Here is a 22,103-nt window from a genome sequence, read left to right on the forward strand (position 1 = left end):
TGAAGGTTGTCTTTTGAAAGGGGAAAACATACGTGATACATACATACGAAGAAGCGATAGGGTGGATTCATAGTCGATTGAAGTTTGGTATTAAACCAGGATTAGAAAGAATGAGCTGGATGCTAGAAGAACTCGGAAATCCAGAGCGTCATATAAAATGTGTTCATCTTGCTGGTACAAATGGAAAAGGTTCAACTTTAACGTATATGCGCTACATGCTAGAAGGCGCAAAATATAAGGTTGGAACATTTACCTCTCCTTACATTGAAACATTTAATGAGCGTATTAGTGTGAACGGAACACCAATTGCAGATGAAGAGATTGCGGAACTTGTAAACATGGTAAAGCCAGTCGTTGAAAAACTAGACGAGACGGATTTAGGGGAAGCGACTGAGTTTGAGATTATTACTGTTATGGCAATTTGTTATTTCGGTAAAATCAATTTCTGTGATGTTGTTTTATTTGAAACAGGGCTTGGAGGGCGCTTTGACTCTACGAATGTTATTCATCCTATTCTCACAATTATTACAAATATCGGCCACGATCATATGCATATTTTAGGGGATACACTAGGAGAAATTGCGTATGAGAAGGCAGGAATTATTAAGTCGGGTGTTCCGGTTATTACAGGCGTGCAAGATGATGAAGCATTGCAGGTCATTCAAAAGGTTGCAAAGGAAAATCATGCAAACTTATATGAACTGGGCAAACATTTTACAGCGTTACATAAACAGTCTAACGAAGATGGGGAACGTTTTGATTTTGCTTGTCCTTTCGCATCTTTTGAAGATGTTCGAATGTCAATGAAAGGTGTTCACCAAGTAGGAAATGCCTCACTAGCACTTATGGCAATTATGTATTTAAAAACATATGTATCATTTTTAATTGAGGAAGAGGAAATAAGAGCTGGATTACATGAAGCGTATTGGATTGGCCGATTTGAAAAGCTGAAAAGTAATCCTGATATTATAATAGATGGTGCTCATAATCCAGAAGGTATTGAGAGTCTTGTGAAAACAGTAGAGGCACATTATAAAGATAAAAATATAATAGTTTTATTTACTGCGCTTGGTGATAAACAGTTGCATAACATGGTAGGTCAATTAGAAACAATTGCCGATGAAATTATTTTTACAACATTCGCCTTTGATCGTGCCATTTCCGCTGACAAACTTGCAGCGCATTCGCAAAAAAAATCAAAAATAGTCTTTGAAGATTGGAAAGAGGCAATTGATACAAAGGTTGAAATGATAGGGGGAAATGATGTCTTTATCATAACGGGTTCTCTATATTTCATTTCTGAAGTTAGAAAATATATTCGCGAGAAAAACTAGATAGCCTTTGCTATCTAGTTTTTTTGTTCTACAAATGAAGTCAAATGCATACATATAAGATAATTATATAGGGTTATTTGGCGAATTCCTCTGACAAATATCTCGTTTTTTTGTGAAATGAATATGATATGATGCGGACAACGACAAGAGGTGAGGTGTGAGTGTATGGACAAGCAATCACGAACGATCTCAGTGAAAGTAAATGGAACAGAAGCGAAGTATGAAGAGAAGAAGAAAGATGAGTTTGAATGGATGGTAGTGGAAAGTGAAAGACCGAAAAACGTTGTTCCGTTTCAAAAAAAGAAATCAGCGCCCATGGAAAAATACAGAAAGAAGTGGAGTAATACATTAATTGTAATTGTTGCAACTGCAATTATAATTGGTACGGCGTTTGGAATGGGAATGCTGCAGTTACTTACAGGACAAGGGACAACAGGGGAAAGTACGGTAACGGCTTCGAAGCAGACTGGAAATGAAGAATCAAAGGTGGATGGAACGGCAGAACAAACACCAGTATCAAAAGAGGAAAAACAAAAAAAACAGACAGGAATGTCATTAGAGCCAATGAAATTATTTTTTGTTCAAGGTGGGCTTTATTCTTCCAAAGAAACGGGACAGGCCGCTCTTGAAGAATGGAAAGGTAACGGAGGGGTTGCTGCTTTGAAACCGAGCGGTGATAAGTATGCACTAATTGTTGGTATTGCTAGCGATGAACAGGCTATAAATCAATTAATGACGCAGTATAAAAATGATGGTGTCTCCGTTTTAAAAAAGAACTGGGATATTACGGATAAAGCGTTGCTTAAAGATGATAAAGAAATAGGAGCGTTCTTAACAAAAGTACAGCCATTATATACTCATTTAGCAAAATATGCTTCTAGCGTACAAGCTGGTGGGAAAAGTAATGCAAAAGATATAGAAGTAATTGAGAAAGAATGGAAATCAATTGAAAAAGTAGGGAAAAGTATGAAGCAGGAGGAGGTAAAAAAGCTGTATATGTATACGTCAATAGCTGTGCAAACAGTGAAGGACGGAAAGAGCGATAAAGAATCTTTGGCGAAATTAAATCAAGTTGTTATTGATGGTATACTTTCGTATGAAAAAATTGTTTCACAAAAAGTGAAATGATAAGATAATGAAATGATGAAGAAAGAAGTGTCTATACTTCTTTCTTTTCTTTTAAATTTAGAGCAAAGTGCTTTCTCTATGGCTGGAATATAATCGTATGCAGTAAAGAAATATTATTTTGTTTAGAGAAAATAATATTTCTTTCATTTGTGGATAAACTATTCTTTTGATACGATTGATGTAAATTGTTCTGCTTCATGTGAGAAAGGAAGGAGAAAATATGAGAAAAATTATTTTAGCTTCAGGATCACCTCGGAGGAAGGAATTGCTGGAGTTAGCTAGCGTACCATTTGAAATCGTTGTAAGTGAAGTAGAAGAAACGATTGGTGCGTATTCATCACCTCCTGATATTGTTATGTCCCTTGCCTTGCAAAAAGCATCTGCGGTAGCAGAAAATAATAGTGATCACATTGTGTTAGGTGCAGACACAATCGTTACATATGAGTCGCGTATTCTTGGAAAGCCTTCTAATGGGGTTGAGGCGAAAGAAATGTTACAATTATTATCAGGAAAAACACACGAAGTATATACAGGTGTGGCAATTATATCGAAAGAAAAAACGGTCACTTTTTATGAGCGTACAGAAGTTACGTTTTGGGAATTAACAGAAGAGGAAATTGACGTATATGTTGCATCGAAAGAACCTCTTGATAAAGCAGGAAGTTATGGTATTCAAGGAAAAGGGTCTATTTTTGTTCAACATATTCAAGGAGATTACTACAGTGTAGTCGGCTTACCAATTGCACGTCTTGTCCGGGAATTAAAACAATTTGATATTGATGTAACCCATGCGTAAAATTGCATGGGGTTTTCTTTGAGAGAACAGGTAAAAGGGGTGGAGAGATGAACGGTATTCGTGATGTTGTCAGAGAAGAACAGCCACGGGAGCGTTTATTATTAGAAGGAACAGGGAGTTTATCAAATCGGGAGCTTCTTGCAGTGTTACTCAGAACAGGTTCTAAAGAAGAGACAGTTTTAAAGTTGTCAGATAAAATTTTACATCACTTTGATGGTTTACGTATGTTGAAAGATGCAACGTTAGAAGAATTAATTAGTATTCATGGTGTTGGGATTGCAAAGGCATCTCAGCTTATGGCTGCTTTTGAACTAGGTAGAAGAATGGTACGTTTAGAGTATCAAAATCGATATAGCATTCGAAGCCCAGAAGATTGTGCGAAATACATGATGGAAGAACTGCGCTTTCTACAACAAGAGCATTTTGTTTGTTTATATTTAAATACAAAAAATCAAGTTATACATAGGCAAACGATATTCATTGGAAGTCTAAACACGTCAATTGTACACCCAAGAGAAGTCTTTAAAGAAGCGTTCCGCCGTGCAGCAGCCTCTATCATATGTCTTCATAACCATCCCTCAGGAGATCCTACGCCGAGCCGAGAAGATATTGAAGTAACAAAACGTTTAGTAGAATGCGGCCAGATTATCGGAATTGAAGTGCTTGATCATATTATAATAGGTGACCATAAATTCGTGAGTTTAAAGGAAAAAGGTCATATTTAAGACTATGCTTTTTACTTATTTTGTTTTATAATGTGATTTATGAGTTTTTTGTAGAAAATTATCTGCAAAAAGGATATAGATATAAAAAACGTACTGTTTTTATAATATAAAATAAGAAAAAAATGAGTCCGTGAAAACAAGAAAGGAAGATAAAAAATATGTTTGGATTTGGTGGCTTTACTCGCGATCTTGGAATAGATTTAGGAACTGCGAACACGCTTGTATATGTAAAAGGAAAAGGTGTAGTTTTACGTGAACCTTCAGTAGTAGCATTACAAACTGATACGAAACAAATCGTTGCTGTAGGTAGCGATGCAAAACAAATGATTGGTCGTACACCAGGAAACGTAGTAGCACTTCGTCCGATGAAAGACGGTGTAATTGCTGATTACGAAACAACAGCAACAATGATGAAATATTACATTCAACAAGCTCAAAAATCAAACGGCTTCTTCTCACGTAAACCGTATGTAATGGTATGTGTACCGTCTGGTATTACAGCTGTTGAAAGACGTGCAGTAATTGATGCGACTCGTCAAGCGGGTGCTCGTGATGCATATCCAATCGAAGAACCATTTGCAGCAGCAATTGGTGCGAACTTACCTGTTTGGGAACCAACTGGTAGTATGGTTGTTGATATCGGTGGTGGTACAACAGAAGTTGCAATCATCTCATTAGGTGGTATTGTAACAAGTCAATCAGTTCGTGTTGCTGGTGATGATATGGATGATTCAATCATTCAGTACATTAAGAAAAGCTATAACTTAATGATTGGTGAAAGAACAGCAGAGGCATTAAAGTTAGAAATCGGTTCTGCAGGCGAGCCAGAAGGTATCGAGCCTATGGAAATTCGTGGTCGTGATTTAGTAAGTGGTTTACCAAAAACAGTACTAATTCAACCAGAAGAAATTGCGGATGCATTAAAAGATACAGTAGATGCAATTGTAGAATCAGTTAAAAATACGTTGGAAAAAACTCCACCTGAATTAGCGGCAGATATTATGGACCGCGGTATTGTATTAACAGGCGGTGGTGCATTACTACGTAACTTAGATAAAGTGATTAGTGAAGAAACAAATATGCCAGTTCTTGTTGCAGAAGATCCATTAGATTGCGTAGCAATTGGAACAGGAAAAGCATTAGATAATATCGATCTTTTCAAAACGGCTGCTCGATAATATTGCAAAATAAAAATCAATGGAATTAAGAGGGTGTGAACGTGCCACAGTTTTTCTTAAACAAAAGATTAATTGTTTTGTTAGTTAGTATTATTCTTCTCGTGGCATTGATTGGAATCTCATTGAAAGAACGGAACAGTTTAACATGGCCAGAGCAGTTTGTTAAAGACACTGTCGGTGTTGTAGAACGTGTATTCCAAAAGCCAGCGAAATATGTAGCTGGATTCTTTGAAAATGTAGAGGATGTAAAGCGCACGTATGAAGAGAATAAAGAATTAAAAGCAAAAATAGATAACTATGCGAGTTTATCAGTTAAAATGAAGCAATTAGAGGACGACAACAATAAATTAAGACAGCTAACTGAAAAAAAAGAGTTGCCGAGCGATTTTTCTGAAATTCCAGCTACTGTTGTTTCTCGCAATCCAGATAAATGGTACGATTTAATTGGAATTGATAAAGGAGCACAACAAGGGATTAAAAAGGATATGGCTGTTATGACTTCAAAAGGTTTAGTTGGACGCGTGAAAAGTGTATCTCAGTTTACATCATCAGTAGAGTTGTTAAGTTCTATGAGTCGAACAAATCGTGTTTCAGCTGTTGTACATGGAAATGAAAATATCTTCGGATTAATCGAAGGTTATGACAAAGAAAAAAAATTGTTACTTTTCACAAAGATTGGTTCTGATGCACCAGTAGCTAAAGGTCAAATGGTTGTAACGTCTGGACTTGGTGGGGAGATTTTCCCGAAAGGTCTTGAGATTGGGGAAATCGTTGATGTTCAACCAGATGCATACGGCTTAACAAAAACAGCTTATGTAAAACCTGCCGCTGATTTAAATGACGTAGAGCATATTATAGTAGCTAAACGTGGTATGAAATCAGCGCCATTAGAATAGGAGGAGGAGAAGAGATGATGAAGATTTTAAAAAGAGCAGCTCTTCCTCTTTTGCTCCTTTTTGTTTTTCTGTTTGAAAATATGTTTGCTACTATTGTTCCAACAGAAGTTTTTTGGAAAGACAGTATAGCAGCGCCGCATTTCTTTATCATTGTGTTATGTTTTGTTACTGTGTACTATGGTCCGGTCCAAGGGATTTATTACGGGCTATTATTCGGTTTCTTATTTGATACCGTATACACAGAACTTGTCGGTATATATATATTTGCTTATCCGATTTTAGCTTATTTAGTTTATAGTGTGATGAAGGTACTACAATTGAATTTATTCATTGTTGTGTCTATCGTATTAGCTAGCATTGCAGCATTAGAATATTATGTGTATGGATTTTTAACTTTGTTAGGACGTACTCATATGTCGGCGTATGTCTTTTTCACGGATCGTCTCCTTTCTACTTTATTGCTGAATGGAATTTTCATATTGATAGTTTGTTTCCCACTGAGACGATATTTAGTGCGTCTTTCAAGAGCGATGGAAGAAAAAGAAAAAAGGATTTTCTAATTTTATGTCGAATTGAATCGGTGGGGTGAACTTTAGTGGAAGAAAAAAAGCAACAAAATGTAACGATAAAAGGGACAAAAGACGGGATAACGCTTCATTTAGATGACTGCTGTTCATTCTCTGAATTACTGAAAGAATTGGACGAAAAACTATCTACACATTACTATGATGGCGATGGGCGTTCTTTAATTGAAGTGCATGTGAAAGTGGGAAATCGTTATTTAACAGAAGTCCACCAAGAAGAGCTTCGTACGTTAATTCGTAATAAAAAGAATCTTGTTGTGGATTCAATTGAAAGTGATGTTATAACTAAATCGGAAGCAATAGCATGGAAAGAAGAAACAGAGATTGTCCCTATTTCCAAAATTGTTCGCTCTGGACAGGTTTTACATGTAAAAGGAAATTTATTGTTAATTGGAGATGTTAATCCAGGCGGAACGGTTATCGCTGGGGGGAATATTTTTGTCGTAGGATCATTAAGAGGGATTGCACATGCTGGGTATTATGGGGATTCAGAGGCTGTAATCGCTGCATCTGTTATGAACCCGATGCAACTTCGAATTAGTGATGTGGCAATGCGGGCTCCGGAAGAGAAAGAAGACGGAGCGGAGACGGCAGAATGTGCGTATATTAATGAGGACAATCACATTGTTGTCGATCGCCTGCAACTTCTCACTCATCTTAGACCTAATTTAACAAAGTTAGAAAGGGGAATTGTATAGCTGTGGGAGAGGCAATAGTAATTACATCTGGAAAGGGCGGAGTAGGTAAAACTACAACGTCTGCGAACATTGGTACAGCCCTAGCCTTATCTGGAAAGAAAGTGTGCTTAATTGACACAGATATTGGTCTTCGAAATTTAGACGTAGTAATGGGGCTGGAAAATCGTATTGTATTTGATCTTGTTGATGTCGTTGAAGGGCGTTGTCGTTTACCTCAGGCTCTTATTAAAGATAAACGTTTTGATGATCTTTATTTATTACCTGCAGCACAAACGAGTGATAAATCAGCGGTAACACCTGAACAAATGGATGAATTAATACAAGTATTACGTCAAGATTATGATTACATATTAATTGATTGTCCTGCGGGGATTGAGCAGGGATTTAAAAATGCGGTAGCTGGTGCGGATAAAGCAATCGTTGTTACGACGCCAGAAGTATCCTCAATGCGTGATGCAGATCGTATTATCGGGCTTTTAGAAAAAGAGGATATTGAACCACCGAAACTTGTTATTAACCGTGTGCGTAGTCATATGCTTCATGAACAGGATATGTTAGATGTTGATGAAATCGTACGTACATTATCAATCGAGCTTCTTGGTGTTGTTGAAGACGATGATGAAGTTATTCGTGCTACAAATACAGGTGAACCTGTAGCGTTGCAACCTAGTGGAAAAGCAGCGTTAGCTTATCGTAATATTGCAAGACGCTTGTTGGGTGAGAATGTACCATTACAAGCATTTGAACAAGAAAAGGTATCGGTATTTACAAAGATGAAAAACTTCTTTGGCATCCGTTAAAAGCACTTCGCACATATGCGAAGTGCTTTCTTTTTTTCTTCATACGAATATCTTTCTTTCCTAGCTCATACATATGTACAAACTGTATACAACTGTTTCTATTTAAATAAGGTTAGCGAAAGAAGGGAGACAGTATGAAGAATAGAAGTGTAGAAGAAATTAAAAAGCGGATTGCGAAAAGGAAGGCAGAGCAAGAAAGAATGGAGGAAGAGCAGTATTTTGCTGGGGGGAATTTTGATAGTGAAGGGGTATTTATTGAAGAGGGAGAAAAGGAAATTCATCCTTTGTTTCGAAAGGAAGTCTTTTTCTTCAAAGTTTTATTATCAGCAATCTTAGTTCTTTCAATTGCTATTTTATATAAGAATGCGCCTTCTTCTTTCGATGGTGCTAAAGTTGTTACAGAAAAAGTGATGAAAGAGGAGTTTCAGTTTGCTACTGTAGCGAAATGGTATGAAAAACAGTTTGGAAAACCTCTCGTCTTCTATTCGCCTAACGAGAAAAAGGAAGGGACTATTCAGCAAAAAGACTATGCAATTCCTGCTTCAGGAAAGGTAATGCAAGGATTTCAAAAAAATGGCCAAGGTGTATTTGTCCAAACGGCTACAAATGCAACAGTTGAGTCAGTAAATGAAGGATTAGTTGTTTTTGCGGGTAAGAAAGAGGAACTTGGAAATACAGTTCAAATTCAACATGCAGATGGCACGGAGTCGTGGTATGCAAATTTAAATGATATGTCAGTAAAGTTATATGATTACGTTTCAAAGAAACAAAAAATTGGAACGGTGAGTAATGATGCAAATAATAAAAATGGGAAATTTTATTTCGCAATAAAAAAGAATGAAAAATTTGTTGATCCGATTCAGGTGATTTCATTTGATTAAATATAAGGAAGTTTTAACGAAAATTTCAGTGCATCCGTTGTTTTGGGTTATTATAGTTATTGGTATTTTTACGGCGCGTTTTAAAGAGTTACTATTGTTGTTTTGTATCGTACTCATTCATGAACTCGGTCACGCTTTTGCAGCAGCGCATTATAATTGGCGTATTAAAAAAATTCAACTGTTACCGTTTGGTGGTGTGGCTGAGCTTGAGGAACATGGAAATAAATCATTGAAAGAGGAACTTGTTGTCGTAATTGCAGGACCTATTCAACATATTTGGATGATGCTAGTAGGGTATATATTGTTTGAGATTGGCTGGCTGAATGCGGAATTATATTATTTTTTTATGTGGAATAATATAATTATTTTAGCCTTTAATTTACTCCCTATTTGGCCACTTGATGGCGGGAAAGTGTTGTTTAATGTATTATCATATCGTTTTCCTTATTTACAAGCACATGAAAAAATGATGCAATTGTCATGTGTTTTTTTTAGTGTCATATTAGGATGGCAGTTACTTTGGAATAGTAACAATATTATGATGTGGGTACTACTCATATTTTTAGCAATATCGTTATATCAAGAATGGAAGCAAAGACGTTATGCGTTTATGCGCTTTTTATTAGAGCGTTATTATGGAAATAAAAGAGGGATTGAAAAGATTGCACCTATAGAGGTGCAATCAGAAGATCGTTTATATACGATTTTCACCAAATTTCGTAGAGGATATAAGCATTCTATTATCGTCCATGGAGAATATAAAGAGCATTACACATTGGATGAAAATGAATTACTCTATGCGTATTTTACTGAAAAACGAACAACTTCATCTGTTGAAGAATTAATCGGTTAGTGTTGACGATAGCACTAACCTTTTATTATTGTAAAAACAAAGAAGATTATAAAGTGAGGAAAGAAATTTGAAAACCTTATACATGAACTATGCTGGATCGGAAAAGCGCGTTGCAATTGAAGAGAAGAACAAAATTGTTGAATTTTTATGGAAACGTAATGAAGAACAAGAGATTGTTGGGCATATTTACGTTGGACGTATCGTAAGAACAATTGCTGGAATGAATGCAGCATTTGTAAACATCGGTTTAGAAAAACATGCGTACCTTTCATATGATGATGTACCGTCTTCTTATCGTATACATGAAGGACAAGCAGTACTCGTACAAGTTGTGAAAGAGGCAATTGATACGAAAGGACCGAAATTAACAGCGAATATAGAATTTACCGGGAAATATGTCGTTTATATGCCATATGATGAAATGCGCGCTGTTTCTCGGAAAATAAAAAATAATAAAAGAAGACAGCAGTTACTCGAAATTGAAGTAGAAGGGACAGGAGGGTATATTTTCCGCTCCGCTTCTGAAAAAGGAGAAATTGAAGAAATACAAACTGAAATGCAAAGGTTACAGCAGTTATATGAAGAGTTAAAAAGAAAAGAGGGCCAAGGAAAGGCACCGCTATTACTTCATCGACCAGCGACTTTTTTAGATCGTGTATTTCAAGAGAATCCAATTGAAACAATCGAAAAAATAGTTGTAGATACAAGAAGTGTAGTAAAAGAATTAGAAGACAAGGTCGGAAAAGAAAAAGTATCTTTTTATAATGAAAAATCTTCGATGTTTAATCATTTCGGAATAGAGCGAGAAATTGAAAAAGCACTTCAAAAAATTGTGTGGCTCCAAAACGGTGCTTATTTGATTGTGGAACAAATGGAGACGATGACTGTAATAGATGTGAATACGGGGAAGTTTACCGGAAAACAAAATTTACAAGATACAGTACTTCGTACAAATGAAATGGCCGCTGACGAAATCGCTCGCCAATTAAGACTTCGTGATATTGGTGGAATGATATTAATCGACTTTATTAATATGAAAAAACGAGAAGATAAAGAAAAGGTAAGAGAACGTCTCATAGCTGCTATGCAAAATGATCGCACTTATACAAGAGTACTTGGGTTTACTGAGTTAGGGATTTTGGAGATGACACGTAAACGTAAAAAACATTCTTTACGTGACGTATTGCTAGAAGATTGTGTACCGTGTAAGGCGACGGGGTATGTAATGTCGTATGAAACGATTGCTTATGAGTTAGAGCGAGAACTCATTACATATGGCAATATAGAGGATGAAGCAGTATTAATTGCTGCACCTCAAGATCTGCAAAAACAATTTTTACAAAAAGAATTACAAAAAAATATTCCATTTGAAATTTATTTCAAAGATGATACTATCGAAAAGTACGCTATTATAAGATTTGGAAGTAAAAAAGAAATTGTAGAACGGAAAAAATAGTTAGCAGAACATTTATTGACAACCGTCTATGATTCATGATAACATCTTTATGTTATAGTTTATAGCACCTAAACGGCTATATGCTACAACCGCACAAGACAGGTTCCCTAAAGGCATTTATGTCTACCTCGTTTTTGGCGAGTCTTAGTAATTAAGAGGAGGTGCAAGTATGTACGCAATTATCGAAACAGGTGGAAAACAAATTAAAGTTGAAGCTGGTCAAGCAATCTACATTGAAAAATTAGATGTTGAAGCTGGTGAAACTGTTACTTTTGACAAAGTTCTTTTCGTTGGTGGCGAAAACGTTAAAGTTGGTAGCCCAGTTGTAGAAGGCGCAACAGTGACTGCTAAAGTTGAAAAACAAGGTCGCGCTAAGAAAATCATCGTTTTCAAATACAAAGCGAAAAAGAACAATCGTAAGAAACAAGGTCATCGTCAACCTTACACTAAGCTAGTTGTTGAAGCTATCAACGCTTAATTCAGGTTAACATGATTAAAATTACGATAAGTCGCACGAAATTAGGAAGTATCCAATCATTTAAAATGACTGGACATGCCGATTATGCGCCACATGGACAAGACCTTGTCTGTGCTGGAACTACAGCGGTTGTGTTTGGTTCTATAAATGCAGTGGAAGAGCTTTGTAATGTGCAGGCAACTATTGAACTCGGAAGTGATGGTGGATTCTTAACGTATGAATTGCCTAATGATTTAGACGTTCATGCAGCAGAAAAAGCTCAAACGCTTTTAGAAGGATTAGTTGTTTCGCTAAAGACGATCGAACTTGATTACGGAAAGTATATCCGTTTAATAGAAAAAGTGCAGGAGGTGTAACGTATGTTAAGATTAGATCTTCAGTTTTTCGCATCTAAGAAAGGTGTAGGTAGTACAAAGAACGGTCGTGACTCTCAGTCAAAACGTCTTGGTGCTAAACGCGCAGATGGTCAAACGGTTTCAGGTGGTTCAATTCTTTACCGTCAACGCGGTACAAAAATTTATCCAGGTGTTAACGTTGGTCGTGGTGGCGATGACACTTTATACGCGAAAGTTGACGGCGTAGTACGCTTCGAGCGTCTTGGCCGTGACCGCAAACAAGTGAGCGTATATCCTGTTGCTCAAGAAGCATAAGAACTCACGGAAAACTCTAACCTGAGTGCAGGTTAGAGTTTTTCTATATTAAGGGGTATCTAAATGAATGAAAAATGGACAATTATAGATGCGTTGCGTCATTCAAGACATGATTGGCTCAATCGTATGCAGATGGTTAAAGGAAACCTTTCCCTTGGAAAAGTGGAAGAGATTCATCGGCTCATCGATCGTTTTGTCCAAGAAGCGAGACAAGAATCCAATCTGATGGGGTTATCAATGCCTTTATTTTCAGAGTGGATTTTAACATATAATTGGAAACAGCAGCCGTGCTTATTGGAGTACGAAGTATTAGGAGAATTACGTAACTTATCTCACTTAGATGAGACTGTATGTACATGGGCGAATCAATTCTTCTCAATGCTTCAGCATAGTTTAGACGTATATGTTGAAAATTATGTTTGTATCACAATTGAATGTGACGCGGAGAATGCTCGTTTCTTTTTTGATTTTCGTGGTAAGCTAACGAGTGTAGAAGAACTACAGAATTGGCTTGCGAACCAAAACAATAAATGGTATTCCATTTCTTATACAGTACGAGACGAAGAAGTCTCAGTTATATTACAACCAATCGAAAAAAGTGTGGTGAAATAATGTTTGTAGATCAGGTCAAGATATATGTAAAAGGCGGCGACGGTGGTAACGGAATGGTTGCGTATCGTCGTGAGAAGTATGTTCCAAAAGGTGGCCCAGCAGGTGGCGACGGTGGTAAAGGCGCAGATGTTGTTTTCGTTGTTGAGGAAGGCTTACGTACATTAATGGACTTCCGCTACCAACGTCATTTCAAAGCTGATCGTGGTCAGCACGGAATGAGTAAAGGTCAGCACGGACGTAAATCTGAAGATTTAATCGTAAAGGTTCCACCAGGAACAATAGTAAAAGATGAAAAAACAGGTCAAATTCTTGCCGATTTAGTAACGCATGAACAAACAGCTGTAATCGCAAGAGGTGGCCGAGGTGGCCGTGGTAACTCGCGTTTCGCAACAGCTACGAATCCAGCACCTGAAATCGCTGAGAACGGAGAACCAGGTCAAGAACGTGATGTCATTCTAGAACTTAAAGTGCTAGCAGACGTTGGACTTGTTGGATTCCCAAGTGTAGGTAAATCTACATTATTATCTGTTGTATCATCAGCGCGTCCGAAAATTGCAGAGTATCACTTTACAACAATCGTTCCTAATCTTGGTGTTGTTGAAACTGGTGATAACCGCAGCTTCGTTATGGCTGACCTTCCTGGACTAATTGAAGGCGCACATGCTGGCGTCGGACTTGGACACCAATTCTTACGTCATATCGAACGTACACGTGTAATTGTACATGTTATTGATATGTCTGGTTTAGAAGGCCGTGAGCCATATGAAGATTATGTCACAATTAATAATGAATTAAAAGAATATAATATGCGTTTAACAGAGCGTCCACAAGTTGTTGTAGCAAACAAAATGGATATGCCGGATGCAGAAGAAAACTTACAAGCATTTAAAGAGAAAGTGGGAGACGAAGTAAAAATCTTCCCAATCTCAGCTGTAACGAAACAAGGTGTTCGTGATTTACTATTTGAAGTAGCGAACTTACTAGAAACAACACCAGAATTCCCAATGTACGATGTTGTTGAAGAGTCTGAAGCAAGTGTAATGTATAAATTTGATGCTGAAAGTCTTAAATTTGAAATTACACGTGAAAGTGACGGCACGTTTGTTATTTCTGGTTATGATATCGAGAAGACATTCAAAATGACTGACTTCTCACGTGATGAATCTATACGTCGTTTCGCTCGCCAAATGCGCGGAATGGGTATTGATGAAGCGCTTCGTGCACGTGGTGCAAAAGACGGAGATATTGTAAAAATTCTTGAATATGAATTTGAATTTATCGATTAAGACTGCCAAAGTATGGCGGTCTTTTTTTTATTCTGCTATTTGCAAGTAGTAAGATTCCCGCCTCAAAATTCAGCTGAAGCAAAGAAGTTAGGTGTGAATCAGGCTGCTAGTTAAAAATTACGAAGATAGGAAAAAATCCCCACTAATTAAATTTTCAATTTATAATAGAAAAAGAAGTAATTTTAGAAGAATATTTATGGGGAGAAAGAGAACATGTATAAAATATTAATTGTAGAAGACGATGAGAAAATTGCGGGAATATTAGAGGAGCATTTAGAAAGGTATGGCTATCAATCATTTAGAGCAATTGATTTACGTCATATAAAAGATGAATTCGTAAAAGTGAATCCACATCTCGTATTACTGGATATCAATTTACCATATTTTGATGGTTTCTATTGGTGTCGTCAAATCCGCACTGTATCGAATGCGCCGATTATTTTTGTTTCTGCAAGAACAGGGGAAATGGATCAAGTAATGGCAATTGAAAATGGCGGAGATGATTACATTACAAAGCCATTCCATTTAGATATTGTCATGGCTAAGGTGAAAAGTGCACTTCGACGTGGGTATGGTGAGTATGCTTCTGCGGCAGAAAGTGATTGTTTAGGTGTGAATGGACTTTTGTTATTCCCGTCCCAACACGTTGTTGAGTGGCAAGGGCAACAAACAGAGCTGACAAAAAATGAATTTTACTTATTAGAGTGTTTAATGAAACAAGCGAATCAATATGTAACGCGTGAAGAATTGTTAGAAGCTCTGTGGGATGAAGTAGCTTTTGTTGATGATAATACACTGACTGTGAATGTAAAGCGCGTAAGGAAGAAACTAGAGGAGCTAGGTATTAAAAATGCGATTGTAACGAAACGTGGATACGGTTATGCGCTTCTTACAGAGTGGAGTGAAGGGCATGCAGGTTAAAAGTTACCTCATAGACCGCTTTGCTTTACTTCTTTCTTATGTTGTAAGTCTTTGTTTATTTGGACTCGTATTGCAGTTGCAAAGTCTTTTAGAAAAAAGATCAATTGATTGGAGTACGTGGTTATACGGACTTTTATTAGGGACAGTTGTGTTTACTGTATACCTCATTTACGATTACCGAAAAAGAAGTGTTTTTTTTAAGAGAATCGAAAAATATGTTGCTGATGGAAATACATTACATGATTCTTTACTTATTGATACTTCGTATACGACAGAACAAGAGATGATCGTTGAATCTTTTACGCTATTAAGACAGCAATATATGAATGAAGTTCACAAACAGCATGCGAAAGAGCAACAGCAAATGATATTTATGAACCAATGGATTCATCAAATGAAGACACCAGTATCTGTTATTGAGTTACTCTTACAGAAGTTTGGTAAAGAGCATCGTGAAGCGAGAGCAACAGTTGAAAGTATTCGTGAAGAAAATAACCGTATACTAAATGGTTTAGATTTAGCGTTACATATGGCAAGGTTAGAGCAATTTGCGAAAGATTATAAAGTAGAAGTAGTAAATGTGATAGATATTATTCGAGGTATTATTAATGAAAATCGAAAGTCTTTCATTCAATCGTCTGTATTTCCGAAAGTAATGTTTGAAGAAGATACTTGTATGGTTGCATCTGATAGAAAATGGCTTAGTATTGCTATAGGGCAAATTGTTGTAAATGCAATTAAGTATACGAGAATTTCAGAAGCAGAGAAAAAGGAAATTCAATTTCAAATTGAAGAGAAAGATCAAAAGGTGTTATTACATATTAAAGACAATGGAATCGGTATTCCGGAGCAAGATGTAAAGCGTATATTTGATCCGTTCTTTACGGGGATAAATGGCCGTAAAACGAGAGAAGCGACTGGAATGGGTTTATATATTACGAAGGAAATTTGTGATAATTTACATCACGGTATTTATGTGCAATCGGCTGAAGGGGAAGGGACAACATTTACGTTCCAATTTGCAAAAGATGAAGAATATCATACATTAATGAGAAAAATGACAAAACTGTAAGATAACAAAACGTTTTGTAAGGGAAATCACTCGTTTCTTTTTCTTATTTTTCTTATAGTAAATGTAAGAAGAAAACACATAGGGGGATTAGAAATGAGTGTTCTTGAAGTAAAAGGATTAACGAAGGTGTATCAATCAAAAGGTTCAGTAGCGACGACTGCTTTAAATGATATAAATTTTAAAATAGAAGAAGGCGAATTTGTAGGGATTATGGGTCCTTCAGGAAGTGGAAAAACAACGCTTTTAAATTTATTAGCAACAATTGATAAGCAAACTTCAGGTCATGTGCTTGTAAATGGTGAAGAAATTAATCAAATGCGTGCTGCAAAATTAGCAGAGTTTCGTCGTACACATTTAGGATTCATTTTCCAAGATTTTAACTTACTTGATACGTTATCGATTAAAGAAAACATTATTTTACCGCTTGTAATGGCGAAAAAATCTGTAAATGAAATCGATGCGAAAGTACTGGAAATTGCGAAGTTTTTAAACATCGAAGAAATATTAAATAAAAAAGTATATGAAGTATCAGGCGGACAACAACAACGTGCAGCAGCTGCGAGAGCGATTATTCATGAACCGACGTTAATTTTAGCGGATGAGCCAACTGGAAACTTAGATTCTAAGTCGGCAAAATCATTAATGAGCGCGTTGCAAGATTTGCATGAACAAAAGAAAGTAACAATTGCAATGGTAACGCATGATCCAGTAGCGGCGAGTTATTGCGAACGTATTCTTTTCATACGTGATGGAGAGATTTTCTCAGAAATACATAAGGGAAGAACGAAACAAGCCTTTTTCCAAGAAATTTTGGACGTACTTGCGATGCTAGGAGGAGAATATCATGAACTTTCGCCAGCTCGCGCTTAATAACGTAAAAGGAAATTGGCGTAATTATAAAGCGTTTCTTATTAGCAGTTGTTTATCGATTGTCGTATTTTTCATGTATGCTTCCTTCATTTATCATCCAGATGTCGTAAGCGGTAATATTAGTATGAAGACGATGATTTCAAAAGGGTTAGAATCGATGAATTATATTGTAGTCATCTTCTCAGCGCTCTTTATTTTATATGCAAATTCAACATTTTTACGAGCAAGAAAAAAAGAGTTTGGTCTATTAACATTAATAGGCGGAACGAAATCTCAACTTGGCCGAATGATTATATTAGAACAGCTTATGTTAGGTAGTATTGCAATTGTAGTAGGTATTGGACTTGGTATGCTTTGTTCAAAATTATTCTTCCAAGCATTAAGCGTAATATTGAAAATAGATAAAACACTTCCACTCGTATGGAATAGTAAAGCGGTTTTGATTACAGCGGGTGTATACTTTATTCTATTTTTAATTCTATCATTGTTTAGCGTTTGGACAGTAGGACGCTTGCAAATTATTGATTTATTAAGAGAAGCAAGAAAACAAAAAGTAGAACCTTTTGCATTTACATCGTTATGTGTAGCAGGAATAGGATGTATTATTGCCGCATATGTGCTTAGCTTCCAAGTGACATTTATGAATTTTATCATGCTGTTTTTACCGATTGTAGGGCTGACGATAGGCGGAACTTATTTGCTGTTTACACAAGGTAGTACAGTCGTATTAAAGGCGTTGCAAAAACGAAAAAAATCTTTTTATACATATCCAAATATGTTCGTACTTAGCAATCTTATTTATAAAATGAAAGATAATGCTCGTTTTTTATTTGTAATTTCTATCATTACGGCGGTTGTATCTTCAGCAGTCGGTACACTGTACGTATTCTTTGAAGATATGAGTTATAAGACAGTAACTAGTACCCCGCATGCTATTTCGTATGAGGAAAAGGGAATCAATACGCATAATGTTATAAAAGAAGGAAAAACAAAAGAATTAATAAAAAAACACGGATTTGAAGAAGCGCGAGAAGTAACGTATGTAAAACTTCCTGCAACTCAAAAGGTAACGATGTTTAACGGTGAACATGAGATGCCATTAGGGATTATATCTGAAAAGGAATATAATAAAGAAGCGCGTAAACAGAACGTGCCAGAAGTGCAAAATAAGCCGGGAAGTGCAACGATGGTTGTAATTGATATGATGAATGATATTGTCAAGCCGGATCTTACGAAGCCATTTGAATTTACATTGAACGGACAAAAACAGTATATTAAGCTAAATGATCCAGTATCAAAGTCTGTTTTTAATGATGATAGTTATTTAATTGTGAATGATGAGGATTTTGTAAAATATTCACAGCTCACAGCAGATGAAGAAAAGACGAAATATTATGGATATTACATTGAAGATTGGAAAGAAACAGAAAATCTTGTACTAGACTTAAAGAAAGAAATTGTGCAAGAACAACAACAGAATTTCCACAATTCCATCCTTACGTATAAAGCGATAAAGGAGCAAGGAGCAATTACAATGTTCATAGGCTTCTTTGTAGCTGTACTGTTCTTCTTCTTCGCTTGTAGTATGACATACTTTAAATGGTTTAACGATAAAGAACAAGATCGTATTCAATTTAAATCGTTAAAGAGAATTGGTATGACAGATAAAGAAATTCGTAAAATTGCAATTCGACAAATGGGCGTTATCTTCTTTATCCCGATTTTAATCGGTTCTATTCATAGCGGGTTTGCTCTTCATACGTTAGGAAAAATGCTTTATATTGATTTATGGAAATCAGGTGCGATTGTAATTGGGGCATACATTGTAGCTTCTGCAATTTACTTTATGATCGCGCAAAGAGGATATTTAAAACACGTAAAAAGCTAGGGAAACCTCTAGCTTTTTGCCTATGTAGTAAGTTACAGGGGGACGATAGATGAACATTCGGCAACTAGCGCTGCAAAATATAAAAGGAAATTGGCGTAATTATAAAGTGTTTTTCTTAAGTAGTTGTTTTGCGATATTTGCGTCTTTTGCATATATGTCGGTTATTGTGCATCCGTATATGCAGGAGACGATGTGGTATCAAAACGTACGCTGGGGACTTATTATATGTAATGTTATAATCATTTCTTTTTTCGTTATATTTATTTTGTACTCTACTTCTATTTTCATAGAGGCACGTAAGAAAGAATTAGGGTTATATATGTTAATGGGAGCAACGAAGTCTAACGTAATTGGAGTGATTATGACCGAGCAAATATTGATCGGGGTATTTGCTAATATTTTCGGTATTGGGCTTGGCATGATTTTTTTAAAGCTCTTCTTCATGGTGTTTAGTATGTTATTGGGGCTTCCGAAAGAACTCCCTGTCATATTTGACGTGAGAGCAATTGGGGGAACGTTTGTTACATATATGGTCGTTTTTATTGTCTTATCTTTTATAAGTGCTTTACGTATATGGAATATAAAAATCATTCGGTTATTGAAAGAATTTCGAGCAGATAAAAAAGAGAAGAAAACATCAATGTGGCTTTGTATATTTGGCTTTATTTGTTTAGGTATAGGATATGCGTTAGCGTTACAAACGACGATGCCAACGATAGCATTATACTTTTTCCCTGTGTCTATACTTGTCTTTTTCGGAACGTATTTTTCTTTTACACATGGTGTTAGCCAATTGTTAGAAGTGATAAAACGAAATAAAAAGATTATGTATACATATCCGTATTTATTTATAGTAAACCAATTGTCACATCGAATGAAGGAAAATGGACGCTTTTTCTTTCTGATGTCTATGGCAACGACGTTTGTAGTTACGGCAACAGGTACGGTGTTCTTATATTTTTCCGGTATGCAAGATATGTGGCGGGGCGGAGGAGTACACTCATTTTCATACATAGAAAAAGGTACTTCTTCTCATGAAGTCTTTGCGGAGGGGACGGTTGAACAATTATTACACCAATATGGGTATAATGATTTTCAATCTATGAGTTTTGTTGGAGTGTATGCATCATTTCAGTCCAATAAAGGAGAAACAGAGGTAGCGTCGCTTATAAAGGAAAGTGAATACAATCAAGAGGCGAGAAAACAAAAACAGAAAACGTATCACCCTAAAAAAGGAACCGTTACGCTTGTTTATTATAATGAACGTAATGATCCGAATGTATATAATCAAAAAGGAATCCAATTACAAGTAATGAAACAAACGTATCAATTCGCATTTAACGGTCAGAAAGAAGGGGTGCAATTTAACCATCATCCTTCGTACATTAATGGTCTATTTTTTGTCATGAATGATGAAGATTTTGCTAGTATAGCAAATCAGGTTCCTGAATCTGAAAAATTGATATATAGAGGCTACACATTACCGAATATCGAAAATACGAAGGAATTAAACGCTGATTTACGGAAACATATGAACAAAGATACAAATGATGCATTTCGAAGTAATATGGAGCTATATGTGAATATGAAAGAGTTTGGCAATGTTACTCTATTTGTAGGCTCATTTATTAGTATATTATTCTTCCTTACTTCATGTAGCATCGTATATTTTAAATGGTTTCATAATATTGCATCGGATCGAAAACAGTACGGGGCACTTTCTAAACTTGGAATGACGAAGGAAGAAGTGTGGAAGGTTTCTCGTTGGCAATTATGTATGTTATTTTTTGCACCTATTATAGTAGGAAGTATGCATAGTGCAGTTGCGTTATATACATTTCATAATACGATTTTTATGGACGGTTCATTAAGAAAAGTAGGCTTGTTTATTCTGTATTATATCGCTGCATGCATCGTTTATTTCTTCTTCGCTCAAAGAGAATATAAGAAAAATTTAGACTAGCGAATGCTAGTCTTTTTTTAATATTCGAAATTTACATAGAAGAATATAAAAAAGTATGGTATAACAGTAAGAAAACGAAAAAGAGGGGAAAAGACGATGATTCGAGTAGGATATTTAGGACCAGAAGCAACATTTACAAATATGGCGGTGAGTCGTTTTTTTCCGGAAGCAGAGCATGTACCGTATCGAACGATTCCGGATTGTATAGATGCAGCCGCAAATGAAAGTGTAGATTTCGCAGTCGTACCGTTAGAAAACGCAATAGAAGGTTCAGTAAATATAACGGTCGATTACCTCGTGCATGAGCAACCACTTTCTATTGTAGGAGAAATTACAGTGCCAATTCAGCAACATTTACTCGTACATCCGCAGTATGCAGAAGTGTGGGAAGAAGTATATGCAGTGCATTCTCATCCACATGCTATCGCACAATGTCATAAGTTTTTAAATGAAGAATTAAAAGGGGTAACTGTTCGAGACATGACATCAACAAGTGCTGCTGCACAATATGTGAAAGAACATCCTGAAGAAAAAATCGCTGCCATTGCAAATGAAGCAGCCGCAGAAAAATACGGATTAACAATTGTAAGACGTGACATTCATACGCATAAAAACAATCATACACGCTTCCTAGTGCTCCATAAGAAAAAGAAAGCAATACTCTCAAATAACGGAGAAAACCGCGGGGAGAAAACGACGCTTATGATAACGTTACCTGCAGATTATGCAGGGGCACTATATCAAGTGTTATCAGCTTTTGCATGGAGAAAATTAAATTTATCAAAAATCGAATCACGCCCGATGAAAACAGGACTCGGAAATTACTTTTTCTTAATCGATGTCGATAAAGCATACGATGACGTATTATTGCCAGGCGTAACGATGGAACTTGAAGCGCTCGGTTTTTCTGTTACTGTGCTGGGGAGCTATTCTTCTTATTGGTTGTAAAGGGTAAGGGAGAGTATTTGTCGTATTTTGTAGTTAAATCGATATAATTTCAGTCGATAATATACCGTCTGATAGATAAATAAAAT

Annotated in this window: 23 protein-coding genes and 1 other annotated feature; all 23 genes read left to right on the forward strand. The window is 36.2% G+C overall.

Going from position 1 to position 22,103, the window contains the following annotated elements; all coding sequences use genetic code 11:
- Positions 1–32: 32 nt before the first annotated feature.
- The 23 genes from DPQ31_RS20465 to pheA all read left to right on the forward strand — a co-directional run bounded on the left by DPQ31_RS20465 (position 33) and on the right by pheA (position 22,017).
- Positions 33–1,334 (forward strand): bifunctional folylpolyglutamate synthase/dihydrofolate synthase, encoded by a 1,302-nt coding sequence (locus tag DPQ31_RS20465; RefSeq protein ID WP_000582087.1) that lies wholly within the window; start codon positions 33–35, stop codon positions 1,332–1,334.
- 165 nt (positions 1,335–1,499) lie between these two features.
- Positions 1,500–2,462 (forward strand): stage II sporulation protein B, encoded by a 963-nt coding sequence (locus DPQ31_RS20470; RefSeq protein ID WP_098911468.1) that lies wholly within the window; start codon positions 1,500–1,502, stop codon positions 2,460–2,462.
- A 220-nt stretch (positions 2,463–2,682) separates the two neighbouring features.
- Positions 2,683–3,258 (forward strand): Maf family protein, encoded by a 576-nt coding sequence (locus DPQ31_RS20475; protein WP_097952344.1) that lies wholly within the window; start codon positions 2,683–2,685, stop codon positions 3,256–3,258.
- A 47-nt stretch (positions 3,259–3,305) separates the two neighbouring features.
- Entirely contained in the window at positions 3,306–3,983 is a 678-nt protein-coding gene (gene radC, locus DPQ31_RS20480) for a DNA repair protein RadC (RefSeq protein WP_001013401.1), read from the forward strand.
- A gap of 158 nt (positions 3,984–4,141) precedes the next feature.
- Positions 4,142–5,161: a cell shape-determining protein MreB gene (mreB, locus tag DPQ31_RS20485; protein ID WP_000466737.1), complete on the forward strand. Its 1,020-nt coding sequence runs from the start codon at positions 4,142–4,144 to the stop codon at positions 5,159–5,161.
- A 41-nt stretch (positions 5,162–5,202) separates the two neighbouring features.
- Complete coding sequence (gene mreC, locus DPQ31_RS20490; protein WP_097952346.1) at positions 5,203–6,057, forward strand: rod shape-determining protein MreC; 855 nt, start codon at positions 5,203–5,205, stop codon at positions 6,055–6,057.
- A gap of 14 nt (positions 6,058–6,071) precedes the next feature.
- Complete coding sequence (gene mreD, locus DPQ31_RS20495; protein ID WP_000975759.1) at positions 6,072–6,617, forward strand: rod shape-determining protein MreD; 546 nt, start codon at positions 6,072–6,074, stop codon at positions 6,615–6,617.
- Positions 6,618–6,652: 35 nt separating this feature from the next.
- Positions 6,653–7,339, forward strand: coding sequence for a septum site-determining protein MinC (gene minC / locus DPQ31_RS20500; protein WP_000391516.1), 687 nt, complete (start codon positions 6,653–6,655; stop codon positions 7,337–7,339).
- Between the two features lie 2 nt (positions 7,340–7,341).
- Positions 7,342–8,139, forward strand: coding sequence for a septum site-determining protein MinD (gene minD, locus DPQ31_RS20505; protein ID WP_000503310.1), 798 nt, complete (start codon positions 7,342–7,344; stop codon positions 8,137–8,139).
- Positions 8,140–8,273: 134 nt separating this feature from the next.
- Positions 8,274–9,020, forward strand: a complete 747-nt coding sequence (gene spoIVFA / locus DPQ31_RS20510; RefSeq protein WP_208730931.1) for a stage IV sporulation protein SpoIVFA — start codon at positions 8,274–8,276, stop codon at positions 9,018–9,020.
- Positions 9,013–9,873 (forward strand): stage IV sporulation intramembrane metalloprotease SpoIVFB, encoded by an 861-nt coding sequence (gene spoIVFB / locus DPQ31_RS20515; RefSeq protein WP_000598976.1) that lies wholly within the window; start codon positions 9,013–9,015, stop codon positions 9,871–9,873. The genes spoIVFA and spoIVFB overlap by 8 nt, the downstream gene beginning before the upstream one ends.
- Before the next feature lie 67 nt (positions 9,874–9,940).
- The gene (locus tag DPQ31_RS20520) at positions 9,941–11,329 is read left to right on the forward strand and encodes an Rne/Rng family ribonuclease (protein ID WP_097957293.1); all 1,389 of its coding nucleotides are present in this window, start codon (positions 9,941–9,943) and stop codon (positions 11,327–11,329) included.
- A gap of 77 nt (positions 11,330–11,406) precedes the next feature.
- Positions 11,407–11,484, forward strand: a sequence feature (ribosomal protein L21 leader region).
- Between the two features lie 14 nt (positions 11,485–11,498).
- A complete protein-coding gene (rplU, locus tag DPQ31_RS20525) occupies positions 11,499–11,807 on the forward strand; it encodes a 50S ribosomal protein L21 (protein ID WP_000270907.1) in 309 nt (102 codons plus the stop codon).
- Between the two features lie 11 nt (positions 11,808–11,818).
- Positions 11,819–12,163 carry a ribosomal-processing cysteine protease Prp gene (locus tag DPQ31_RS20530; RefSeq protein ID WP_001973720.1) on the forward strand — a complete coding sequence of 115 codons (345 nt, stop codon included), beginning with the start codon at positions 11,819–11,821 and terminating at the stop codon, positions 12,161–12,163.
- 3 nt (positions 12,164–12,166) lie between these two features.
- A complete protein-coding gene (rpmA, locus tag DPQ31_RS20535) occupies positions 12,167–12,457 on the forward strand; it encodes a 50S ribosomal protein L27 (protein ID WP_000944957.1) in 291 nt (96 codons plus the stop codon).
- Positions 12,458–12,520: 63 nt separating this feature from the next.
- Positions 12,521–13,069, forward strand: a complete 549-nt coding sequence (locus DPQ31_RS20540) for a sporulation initiation phosphotransferase B (protein ID WP_208730934.1) — start codon at positions 12,521–12,523, stop codon at positions 13,067–13,069.
- A complete protein-coding gene (obgE, locus tag DPQ31_RS20545) occupies positions 13,069–14,355 on the forward strand; it encodes a GTPase ObgE (protein WP_000497121.1) in 1,287 nt (428 codons plus the stop codon). The genes DPQ31_RS20540 and obgE overlap by 1 nt, the downstream gene beginning before the upstream one ends.
- Positions 14,356–14,568: 213 nt before the next feature.
- Entirely contained in the window at positions 14,569–15,276 is a 708-nt protein-coding gene (locus tag DPQ31_RS20550; RefSeq protein WP_000276708.1) for a response regulator transcription factor, read from the forward strand.
- Positions 15,266–16,348 carry a HAMP domain-containing histidine kinase gene (locus DPQ31_RS20555; protein ID WP_001197401.1) on the forward strand — a complete coding sequence of 361 codons (1,083 nt, stop codon included), beginning with the start codon at positions 15,266–15,268 and terminating at the stop codon, positions 16,346–16,348. Before DPQ31_RS20550 ends, DPQ31_RS20555 begins: the two co-directional genes overlap by 11 nt.
- A 93-nt stretch (positions 16,349–16,441) precedes the next feature.
- On the forward strand, positions 16,442–17,218 hold the full coding sequence (locus DPQ31_RS20560) for an ABC transporter ATP-binding protein (protein WP_000114530.1): 777 nt from the start codon (positions 16,442–16,444) through the stop codon (positions 17,216–17,218).
- Positions 17,193–19,106: an ABC transporter permease gene (locus DPQ31_RS20565; protein WP_097957295.1), complete on the forward strand. Its 1,914-nt coding sequence runs from the start codon at positions 17,193–17,195 to the stop codon at positions 19,104–19,106. Before DPQ31_RS20560 ends, DPQ31_RS20565 begins: the two co-directional genes overlap by 26 nt.
- A gap of 49 nt (positions 19,107–19,155) precedes the next feature.
- Positions 19,156–21,069: an ABC transporter permease gene (locus tag DPQ31_RS20570; RefSeq protein WP_208730936.1), complete on the forward strand. Its 1,914-nt coding sequence runs from the start codon at positions 19,156–19,158 to the stop codon at positions 21,067–21,069.
- A gap of 96 nt (positions 21,070–21,165) precedes the next feature.
- Complete coding sequence (gene pheA, locus DPQ31_RS20575; RefSeq protein WP_052943870.1) at positions 21,166–22,017, forward strand: prephenate dehydratase; 852 nt, start codon at positions 21,166–21,168, stop codon at positions 22,015–22,017.
- The last annotated feature ends 86 nt before the right edge of the window (positions 22,018–22,103 follow it).

Source organism: Bacillus sp. COPE52 (assembly GCF_003355115.1).
Taxonomy (GTDB): Bacteria; Bacillota; Bacilli; order Bacillales; family Bacillaceae_G; genus Bacillus_A; species Bacillus_A toyonensis.

Coding starts and splice junctions, on each gene's coding strand:
- DPQ31_RS20560 (WP_000114530.1), top strand. CDS start 16,442: ATGAGTGTTCTTGAAGTAAAAGGATTAACGAAGGTGTATCAATCAAAA.
- mreD (WP_000975759.1), top strand. CDS start 6,072: ATGATGAAGATTTTAAAAAGAGCAGCTCTTCCTCTTTTGCTCCTTTTT.
- DPQ31_RS20550 (WP_000276708.1), top strand. CDS start 14,569: ATGTATAAAATATTAATTGTAGAAGACGATGAGAAAATTGCGGGAATA.
- obgE (WP_000497121.1), top strand. CDS start 13,069: ATGTTTGTAGATCAGGTCAAGATATATGTAAAAGGCGGCGACGGTGGT.
- DPQ31_RS20570 (WP_208730936.1), top strand. CDS start 19,156: ATGAACATTCGGCAACTAGCGCTGCAAAATATAAAAGGAAATTGGCGT.
- DPQ31_RS20530 (WP_001973720.1), top strand. CDS start 11,819: ATGATTAAAATTACGATAAGTCGCACGAAATTAGGAAGTATCCAATCA.
- rplU (WP_000270907.1), top strand. CDS start 11,499: ATGTACGCAATTATCGAAACAGGTGGAAAACAAATTAAAGTTGAAGCT.
- mreB (WP_000466737.1), top strand. CDS start 4,142: ATGTTTGGATTTGGTGGCTTTACTCGCGATCTTGGAATAGATTTAGGA.
- pheA (WP_052943870.1), top strand. CDS start 21,166: ATGATTCGAGTAGGATATTTAGGACCAGAAGCAACATTTACAAATATG.
- DPQ31_RS20540 (WP_208730934.1), top strand. CDS start 12,521: ATGAATGAAAAATGGACAATTATAGATGCGTTGCGTCATTCAAGACAT.
- DPQ31_RS20555 (WP_001197401.1), top strand. CDS start 15,266: ATGCAGGTTAAAAGTTACCTCATAGACCGCTTTGCTTTACTTCTTTCT.
- radC (WP_001013401.1), top strand. CDS start 3,306: ATGAACGGTATTCGTGATGTTGTCAGAGAAGAACAGCCACGGGAGCGT.
- DPQ31_RS20565 (WP_097957295.1), top strand. CDS start 17,193: ATGAACTTTCGCCAGCTCGCGCTTAATAACGTAAAAGGAAATTGGCGT.
- rpmA (WP_000944957.1), top strand. CDS start 12,167: ATGTTAAGATTAGATCTTCAGTTTTTCGCATCTAAGAAAGGTGTAGGT.
- spoIVFA (WP_208730931.1), top strand. CDS start 8,274: ATGAAGAATAGAAGTGTAGAAGAAATTAAAAAGCGGATTGCGAAAAGG.
- DPQ31_RS20470 (WP_098911468.1), top strand. CDS start 1,500: ATGGACAAGCAATCACGAACGATCTCAGTGAAAGTAAATGGAACAGAA.
- DPQ31_RS20475 (WP_097952344.1), top strand. CDS start 2,683: ATGAGAAAAATTATTTTAGCTTCAGGATCACCTCGGAGGAAGGAATTG.